Annotated in this window: 5 protein-coding genes; 4 read left to right on the top strand and 1 reads right to left on the bottom strand. The window is 71.5% G+C overall.

Features of this window, described 5'->3' with window-relative positions; translation table 11 throughout:
* Positions 1-127 precede the first annotated feature (127 nt).
* Positions 128-1,096, bottom strand: coding sequence for an acyl-CoA desaturase (locus tag NH602_RS24215; protein ID WP_073578549.1), 969 nt, complete (start codon positions 1,094-1,096; stop codon positions 128-130).
* Between the two features lie 120 nt (positions 1,097-1,216).
* Between NH602_RS24215 and NH602_RS24210 the strand changes: the two genes are divergently transcribed.
* The 4 genes from NH602_RS24210 to NH602_RS24195 all read left to right on the top strand — a co-directional run bounded on the left by NH602_RS24210 (position 1,217) and on the right by NH602_RS24195 (position 8,967).
* Positions 1,217-2,245 carry an LLM class F420-dependent oxidoreductase gene (locus NH602_RS24210; RefSeq protein WP_073578550.1) on the top strand — a complete coding sequence of 343 codons (1,029 nt, stop codon included), beginning with the start codon at positions 1,217-1,219 and terminating at the stop codon, positions 2,243-2,245.
* A gap of 44 nt (positions 2,246-2,289) precedes the next feature.
* Complete coding sequence (locus NH602_RS24205; protein WP_073578551.1) at positions 2,290-3,936, top strand: NAD(P)/FAD-dependent oxidoreductase; 1,647 nt, start codon at positions 2,290-2,292, stop codon at positions 3,934-3,936.
* A 186-nt stretch (positions 3,937-4,122) separates the two neighbouring features.
* The gene (locus tag NH602_RS24200; protein ID WP_062397463.1) at positions 4,123-4,902 is read left to right on the top strand and encodes a hypothetical protein; all 780 of its coding nucleotides are present in this window, start codon (positions 4,123-4,125) and stop codon (positions 4,900-4,902) included.
* Positions 4,903-5,046: 144 nt separating this feature from the next.
* Positions 5,047-8,967 carry a multifunctional oxoglutarate decarboxylase/oxoglutarate dehydrogenase thiamine pyrophosphate-binding subunit/dihydrolipoyllysine-residue succinyltransferase subunit gene (locus NH602_RS24195; protein WP_253068981.1) on the top strand — a complete coding sequence of 1,307 codons (3,921 nt, stop codon included), beginning with the start codon at positions 5,047-5,049 and terminating at the stop codon, positions 8,965-8,967.
* The last annotated feature ends 238 nt before the right edge of the window (positions 8,968-9,205 follow it).

The raw sequence follows: 9,205 nt of genomic DNA, 5'->3' as shown, positions 1-9,205 counted from the left end.
CGGCACCGCGCCCCCCGTCGACGGCGGGGAGGCGGCGACCGGCCCGGCGTCGCCGCTAGGACCCCGGACACGACGACGCCCCCGGTGCACGAGGCACCGGGGGCGTCGGACGTATGACGCGGAGGGGTCAGGCCGCGGTGGCGGCCGGCTTCTTCGAGAGCTTCTCGAGGCGGCGCGTGGTGGGCCAGCGGACCGCGGTCGCCCAGCCGAGCTTCTCGAAGCCCCGGATGACGACGGCCGAGATGTCGATCTGGCCCTTCTTCACACCGTGCCGGGCGCAGGTCGGGTCGGCGTGGTGCAGGTTGTGCCAGGACTCGCCGAAGGACAGGACCGCCAGCCACCAGACGTTGGCGGACTTGTCACGGGAGGCGAAGGGGCGCTCGCCCCAGATGTGGCAGATCGAGTTGATCGACCAGGTGACGTGGTGCAGCACCGCGACGCGAACCAGGCCGGCCCAGAAGAACGCGGTGAACGCGCCCCACCAGGACATGGTGACCAGGCCGCCGACGAGCGCCGGGCCCGCCAGGCTGAACACGACGATCAACGGGAACGCCTTCTCCACGCGCATCATGTCGCGGTCGGTGAGCAGGTCCGGGGCGAACCGCTTCATGTTCGTGAGGTCGCGGTTGAAGATCCAGCCCATGTGCGAGTGCCAGAAGCCCTTGACCAGCGCCTTCGCGCCGGTGCCGTAGAGCCACGGCGAGTGCGGGTCGCCCTCCTTGTCGGAGAACGCGTGGTGCCGGCGGTGGTCGCCGACCCAGTCGAGCACGCTGCCCTGCAGCGAGATGCTGCCGGCGATCGCCAACGCGATCCGCAGCGGCCGGTTCGCCTTGAACGAGCCGTGGGTGAAGTAGCGGTGGAAACCGACCGTCACGCCCAGGCCGCTGACCAGGTAGAACACGACGAACAGCGCGACGTCGACCCACCCGAGGCCCCAGCCCCACGCGAGCGGGACGGCGGCGAACAGCGCGAGCGTCGGGAGGACGACGAACAGTCCGACCAGGAACATCGCGCCGGGCGGGCGCTGCCCGTCGACGATCGGCGCGGGCGTCCGCTTCGCGGACGTGCTGCGGGGAGGTGCGGCCTCGAGCGTCATGCGTCCCACTGTCGCGGAACCCGTACCCCGCGGGCAGTGCGGTTAACCCCCCTGTTGGGATTCGGGTTCCGCCCCGGTCCGGACTTGACCGACGAGTAACTTGTGAGTACTGAACGGGGAGTGAAGCTCTCCACCGTCCTCCCCTACGGCGACGACCCGATCCGCAACGCGGACGCCGTCACCGACATGGAACGCGCCGGCCTCGACGTCGTCTGGGCCGCCGAGGCCTACTCCTTCGACGCCGTCTCCCTGCTCGGCTACCTCGCCGCACGCACCGAGCGGCTCGAGATCGGCTCGGCGATCCTGCCCATCTACTCGCGCACCCCGACCCTGACCGCGATGACCGCGGCCGGCCTCGACGCCCTGTCCGACGGCCGGTTCAGCCTCGGCCTCGGCGCATCCGGCCCGCAGGTCATCGAAGGCTTCCACGGCGTCGCCTACGACAAGCCGATCGGGCGCACCCGGGAGATCATCGAGATCTGCCGCAAGGTCTGGAAGCGGGAGGAGAAGCTCACCAACGACGGGCTCTACCCGATCCCGCTGCCCGGAGGAACCGGCCTCGGCAAGCCGCTGAAGATCATCAACCACCCCAAGCGCGCCGACATCCCGATCTGGGTGGCCGCGCTGGGCGAGAAGAACCTGCAGATGACCGCCGAACTCGCGAACGGCTGGCTGCCGCACGTCGTGCTGCCGGAGAAGATCCAGGAGGTCTTCGGGCCCGCCCTCGAGGCCGGCTACGCCAAGCGCGCCCCCGAGCTGGGCCCCCTGCAGATCACCGGCGGCGGGATCGTCGCGCTCGAGGAGGAGTTCTTCGAGCCGGCCCGCCAGGCCGCCCGCGGCCTCTACGCGCTCTACATCGGCGGCATGGGCGCGCGCGGCAAGAACTTCTACAACACCGTCTTCGCCAAGCAGGGCTACGCCGACGCGGCGAAGACCGTGCAGGACCTCTACCTGGACGGGAAGAAGGAGGAGGCCATGGCCGCGCTCCCGGACGACTTCATCGACAAGGTCACCCTGATCGGCTCCGAGGGCCACGTCCGCGAGCGGATCGCGGCGCTGCAGGAGAACGGGATCACCCACCTGCACGTGAACCCGATGACCGACGACGTGAACCACACGTTCGAGAAGCTCAAGACCTGGATGTCGTAGGTCCGGGCTTGCCGGGCCCGCGCGGGCGTGCTCATCTGGGTGACATGGTCGACAGCGCTGTTGGTCAGGACGTCGCCCCCGAGGAGTTCGACGCGGTCGTGGTCGGAGCCGGGTTCGCCGGGCTCTACATGCTGCACCGTCTGCGCGGGCTCGGGATGTCCGCCGTCGTGCTGGAACGCGCCGACGGCGTCGGCGGGACCTGGTACTGGAACCGCTACCCGGGCGCGCGGTGCGACTCGGAGAGCTACTACTACTGCTACTCCTTCGACTCCGCGCTGGAGCAGGAGTGGACCTGGACCGAGCGCTACCCGCGCCAGCCGGAGATCAGGGCCTACCTCGACCACGTCGCCGACCGGTTCGACCTGCGCCGTGACATCCGGCTCTCGACCACCGTCACCGGGGCCCGCGCCGACGCCGACGGCCGGGGCTGGACCGTGTCCGTCGAGGACGGCCCCGACCTGTGCTGCCGGTTCCTGGTCACCGCGGTCGGCTGTCTGTCCGCGGCGAACGTGCCGGACCTGCCGGGCCTGGACGACTTCGCCGGGCGCTGGTTCCACACCGGCAGCTGGCCGCACGGGGGCGTCGACGTCGCCGGGCGGCGGGTCGGCGTCGTCGGCACCGGCTCGACCGGGATCCAGGCGATCCCGGTGCTGGCCGAGCAGGCCGCGCACCTGACCGTCTTCCAGCGCACCCCGAACTACTCGATCCCGGCCCGCAACGGCCCGCTGACCGAGGACGAGTCGCGCGCCTACAAGGCCGACTACGACCGCATCCGCGGGATCCAGGCCGGATCCACCAACGGGCACCCGTTCACGATCGACGACCGCTCCGCCCTCGACGACCCCGACGACGAGCGCGATCGCGTCTACCGGGCCGCCTGGGAGCGCGGCGGGCTGCGGTTCCGCGCGGCCTACCGGGACCTGCTCGCCGACGAGGCCGCCAACGCCACCGCCTCGGAGTTCATCCGCGACCGGATCCGGGAGGTCGTCGAGGACCCGGCGACCGCCGAGGCGCTGCTCCCGCACGACCACGGCTTCGCCACCAAGCGCCCGCCGATCGACACCCACTACTTCGAGACCTACAACCGCGACGACGTGACGCTCGTCGACGTCCGGGCCGACCCGGTCGAGGCCGTCGAGCCGGGTGGCCTGCGGCTGCGTTCGGGCGCGCTGCACGAGCTGGACGACCTGGTGTTCGCCACCGGCTTCGACGCGCTGACCGGTCCGCTGCTGCGGCTGGACCCTGTCGGCCCGGACGGCACCGCGCTGAGCGACGCCTGGCGCGAGGGCCCCCGGACCTACCTGGGACTGGCCGTGTCCGGCTTCCCGAACCTGTTCACCGTCACCGGGCCGTTCAGCCCGTCGGTGCTCACGAACATGCCGACCTCGATCGAGCAGCACGTCGACTGGATCGCCGGCTGCCTGGCGCACCTGCGCGCGACCGGCCGGGACCGGATCGAGGCCGACCCGGCCGCCGAGCGCGACTGGGGCGAGCACAACCGGGCCGCCGCCGACGCGACACTGCTGCCGCGGGCCGCGTCGTCCTGGTACCTGGGCGCGAACGTGCCGGGCAAGCCGAGTGTGTTCATGCCCTACGCCGGCGGGTTCGCCCGCTACGCCGCGACCTGCGCCGACGTCGCCGCCGACGGCTACCGCGGGTTCCGGCTGTCCGGCCGCGGCCCGGCCGCGTGAGCACCACGCCACCCCCCGACGAGGGGACCTGCGGCATTGCGCCGTTCGGCCCAGTACCGGGGGGTCGCGTCACGGCTCGTAGGCAGGGCGTAGAGAATGTGTGACGTCATCCACGGTTCACGGCGCCCCGGGCAACCCCTGCCGGGGCACCCGCGACAGGACTCGCGACATGACGAGGAGCCCGACTTGCTGGAGCTCGCCATCCGGACCTCCGACGAGCCGATCTCCCCCGGTCAGTACCGGCACACGGCGACGCACGCCTGGTGGATGGGGACCTGCTTCGCCCGCGACGAGCTCTGCGTCCACTACAGCGAGCACCTGCTCCAGCAGTGGACCCCGCTCGACCCAGCCCAGGACTGGCTGCTCGACCGCGAGCTGACCGGCCGCGTGCACTGGCTGTCCGGCGACGGCGCCGCCGCGATCGAGGACGGCTTCGACATCGCCGACCAGTGGCCCACCGGCCGCTTCCGCGCCCCGCACGGCGACTTCTACGCCGCGCTCCACGGCCACCGGCCCGCCGCGAAGGTCGGCTCGTGGGCCAACCCCACCGAGGCGTTCCTCGCGGGCCTGCCCCGCGACCCGGCCGCGATGCTGGACCGGCTGATCGCCGACAGCCCGCCGGGCCGCGGCTACACCGGCCCGTTCCCCAGCGCGGTCGACGCGCTGCGGACCTGCCGGGTCCCCGCCGAACTGCGCGCGGTGCTCTACGCCGCGCTGCGCCGGATGCCGGCCGTCTCCCTCGGCGAGACCGACAACCTCGACGGCGAGCGGCACCCCACCCTTGTCCACGACGACGGTCCGGTCCGCACCGAGCTGCTGATCTCCCCCGTCGACGGGCAGTACGCCGGCGAGCGCGACACCGTCCGCCGCCCGGCCCGCGTCGGCCCGCCGGTCGGGACGGTCGTCGCCGAGACGGCGACGCAGACCGCGGTGGTCGGCGTCCTCGGGTCCCCGCCCGGCTTCTGAATCGTGCCGCTCGCCGTCCGCGTGCGGTCGATCACGAAACGATCACGAAGTGGGACCCGGCACACTGCCCGGTCTCGCGTCGAGGGGACTAACCTGGTAGCCGGTCGCGACAAATCGAGCAGCTATCAAGGCGGTTGACGCAGAGTGTCATCGAGCAGTACCTCCCATCAGGCGAGCGACTTCGGTCCGAACGAGTGGCTCGTCGAGGAGATGTACCAGCGCTTCCAGGAGGACCCGTCGGCCGTGGACCCGGCCTGGCACGAGTTCTTCGCCGACTACGGCAAGGACGGTGAGAAGGCCTCCTCGTCGTCCGTCGGGACCGAGGAGCCGGCCGACACCTCCTCCGGCAACGGGTCCGCCCCGGCGGCCTCCTCGGGTGGGGTCACCCGAGGTGCGGCCACCGAGGACGACCAGGGCAGCGGGAGCGGCACGGAGACCGGCGCGGCCGGCTCCGGCGACGCCCCGGCCCAGAAGGCCGTGACGAACGGCGGGAAGGCCGGCGGCAAGGGCACCGCCACCTCCCGCGACGTCCCGCCGCCGGTCACCCCGAAGGCCGAGCCGCCGCCCGCCGAGGAGCGCCTGCGCACCGCGAGCGCACCGGCCCCGGCGTCGTCGTCGAACGGGACACCGGCCAAGCCCGCCGCGGGCAGCGGTTCCAAGGCCGCGAAGCCGACGCAGGACGGGGGTGGCGCGACCACCACCCCGCTGCGCGGTGCCGCGAACGCCATCGCCAAGAACATGACCGCCTCGCTCGAGCTGCCCACGGCGACGAGCGTGCGTGCGGTGCCCGCCAAGCTGCTCGCCGACAACCGCATCGTCATCAACAACCACCTCAAGCGCACGCGCGGCGGGAAGCTGTCGTTCACGCACCTGATCGGCTACGCGCTGGTCCGGGCGCTGACCGACTTCCCGAACATGAACCGGCACTTCGCCGAGACCGACGGCAAGCCCTCGGTCGCGACGCCGGAGCACGTGAACCTGGGCCTGGCGATGGACATGCCGGGCAAGGACGGCAGCCGCTCGCTGATCGTCGTGTCGATCAAGGGCTGCGAGAACATGTCGTTCGCGCAGTTCTGGCAGGCCTACGAGGGCATGGTCCGCAAGGCCCGTGACGGCAAGCTGACCGCCGACGACTTCGCGGGCACCACGATCAGCCTGACCAACCCCGGCACGCTGGGCACCAACCACTCGGTGCCGCGGCTGTCGGTGGGCCAGGGCGCGATCGTCGGCGTCGGCGCGATGGAGTACCCGGCCGCCTTCCAGGGCGCGTCGGAGGAGCGGCTCGTCGAGCTCGGCATCTCCAAGATCATCACACTGACCTCGACCTACGACCACCGGATCATCCAGGGCGCCGAGTCCGGCGACTTCCTGCGCCGCATCCACCAGCTGCTCCTCGGCGAGGACGGCTTCTACGACGACATCTTCGCCTCGCTGCGGGTGCCGTACGAGCCGGTCCGCTGGGTGCAGGACTTCCCCGAGGGCGAGGTCGACAAGACCGCCCGCGTGCTGGAGCTGATCGAGTCCTACCGGACCCGCGGCCATCTGATGGCCGACACGGACCCGCTGAACTACCGCCAGCGCCGGCACCCCGACCTCGACGTCCTCAGCCACGGCCTGACCCTGTGGGACCTCGACCGCGACTTCGCGGTCGGCGGGTTCGGCGGGCAGAGCCACATGAAGCTGCGCGACGTGCTCGGACTGCTGCGCAACTCCTACTGCCGCACCATCGGCACGGAGTACATGCACATCGCCGACCCCGAGCAGCGCAAGTGGCTCGAGGAGCGGATCGAGGTCGCGCACGTCAAGCCGGACCCCTCGGAGCAGAAGTACATCCTGTCCCGGCTCAACGCGGCCGAGGCCTTCGAGACGTTCCTGCAGACCAAGTACGTCGGGCAGAAGCGGTTCTCGCTGGAGGGCGGCGAGACCGTCATCCCGCTGCTCGACGCCGTGCTGGACAAGGCCGCCGAGCGCGAGCTCGACGAGGTCGTCATCGGCATGCCGCACCGCGGCCGGCTCAACGTGCTGGCCAACATCGTCGGCAAGCCGATCAGCCAGATCTTCCGCGAGTTCGAGGGCAACCTCGACCCGGGCCAGGCGCACGGCTCCGGCGACGTGAAGTACCACCTCGGTGCCGAGGGCAAGTACTTCCGGATGTTCGGCGACGGCGAGACCGCGGTGTCGCTGACCGCGAACCCGTCGCACCTGGAGGCCGTGGACCCGGTGCTGGAGGGCATCGTCCGGGCCAAGCAGGACATCCTCGACAAGGGCGACGGCGGCTTCACCGTGCTGCCCGTGCTGATGCACGGCGACGCGGCCTTCGCCGGCCAGGGCGTCGTGGCCGAGACGCTGAACCTCGCGCTGCTGCGCGGGTACCGCACCGGCGGGACCGTGCACGTCGTGGTCAACAACCAGGTCGGGTTCACCACCGCGCCGGAGCACTCGCGGTCCTCGCAGTACTGCACCGACGTCGCGAAGATGATCGGCGCGCCGGTCTTCCACGTGAACGGTGACGACCCGGAGGCCTGCGTCTGGGTCGCCAAGCTGGCCGTCGAGTACCGCCAGCGCTGGAACAACGACGTCGTGATCGACATGATCTGCTACCGGCGCCGGGGCCACAACGAGGGCGACGACCCCTCGATGACCCAGCCGTCGATGTACGACATCATCGACGCCAAGCGCAGCGTCCGGAAGATCTACACCGAGTCGCTGATCGGCCGTGGTGACATCACCATGGAGGAGGCCGAGCAGGCGCTCAAGGACTTCTCCAACCAGCTCGAGCACGTCTTCAACGAGGTGCGCGAGCTCGAGAAGACCCCGCCGGTGATCTCGCCGTCGATCGAGTCCGAGCAGCTCGTCCCGTCCGACCTCGACACCTCGGTCCCGCTCGAGGTCGTCCACCGGATCGGCGACGTGCACGCCAACCTCCCCGAGGGGTTCGCCGTGCACAAGCGGGTCGAGCCCGTGCTGCGCAAGCGCGAGAAGATGTCCCGCGAGGGCGACGTCGACTGGGCCTTCGCCGAGCTGCTCGCCATCGGCTCCCTGGCGATGGACGGCCGGCTGGTCCGGCTGTCCGGTCAGGACTCGCGTCGCGGCACCTTCGTGCAGCGGCACTCGGTCCTGATCGACCGGCACACCGGTGCGGAGTACTTCCCGCTGCGCAACCTGGCCGAGGGGCAGGGCCGGTTCCTGCCCTACGACTCGGCGCTCTCGGAGTTCGCCGCGGTCGGCTTCGAGTACGGCTACTCCGTCGCCAACTCCGACGCGCTCGTCATGTGGGAGGGCCAGTTCGGCGACTTCGTCAACGGCGCCCAGTCGATCATCGACGAGTTCATCTCCTCCGGTGAGGCCAAGTGGGGCCAGCTCTCCGACGTCGCGCTGCTGCTGCCGCACGGCCTGGAGGGCCAGGGCCCCGACCACAGCTCCGGGCGCATCGAGCGCTTCCTGCAGCTGTGCGCCGAGGGCTCGATGACCGTCGCGCTGCCGTCGGACCCGGCGAACTACTTCCACCTGCTGCGCCAGCACACCCTCGACGGGGTGCGCCGGCCGCTGGTGGTGTTCACGCCGAAGTGGATGCTGCGTGCCAAGCAGGTCGTCAGTCCGCTGTCCGACTTCACCGAGGGCAGGTTCCGCCCGGTCATCGACGACCCGGAGCACGCCGGCAAGGGCGACACCGTCTCCGGGGTGAAGCGGGTGCTGTTCTGCTCCGGCAAGATCTACTGGGAGCTGGCCGCGGCCCGCGACAAGCGCCGCAAGAACGGCGACACCACGGTGGACGAGGCCGCGCTGGTCCGCGTCGAGCGGCTCTACCCGATGCCGGCCGAGGAGATCGCCGCCGTCCTCGAGCGCTACCCCGAGGCCGCCGGTGACGTCCGCTGGGTCCAGGAGGAGCCGGCCAACCAGGGCTCGTGGCCGTACTACGGCCTGGAGCTGCCGCAGAAGCTGCCCCAGCTGCAGGGCAGCTTCACCCGGGTGTCCCGGCGTCGGATGGCGGCCCCGGCCGCCGGCTCGTCGAAGGTGCACGAGGTCGAGCAGGCCGAGCTGATCGACAAGGCGTTCGCCGGGTAACACCACGCACGACGACGGCCCGGTCGGGGATCTCCCCGGCCGGGCCGTCCGTGTCCCACGGGTCAGGAGCGGCGCAGGGCCCCGGCGACGACCGCGGCGCCGGTCACGACCGGCACGGCCCACTCCGCCACCCGGATCCGGCGGCGCAGCGCGGCATCCGGGCCCTCCGGTGTCGCGGCGCGGCGGCCCAGCGCCCCGGCCCAGGCGCTCGCGGCGAGCGCGGCGCCGGTCAGGGCGG

This window comes from Pseudonocardia sp. McavD-2-B (assembly GCF_024124365.1).
GTDB classification, from domain to species: domain Bacteria; phylum Actinomycetota; class Actinomycetes; order Mycobacteriales; family Pseudonocardiaceae; genus Pseudonocardia; species Pseudonocardia alni.
This window is presented reverse-complemented; position numbering and strand designations above follow the sequence as displayed.

Excerpts from the sequence above, each read along its gene's own strand:
- NH602_RS24215 (WP_073578549.1), bottom strand. The coding sequence starts at position 1,096 with ATGACGCTCGAGGCCGCACCTCCCCGCAGCACGTCCGCGAAGCGGACG.
- NH602_RS24205 (WP_073578551.1), top strand. The coding sequence starts at position 2,290 with ATGGTCGACAGCGCTGTTGGTCAGGACGTCGCCCCCGAGGAGTTCGAC.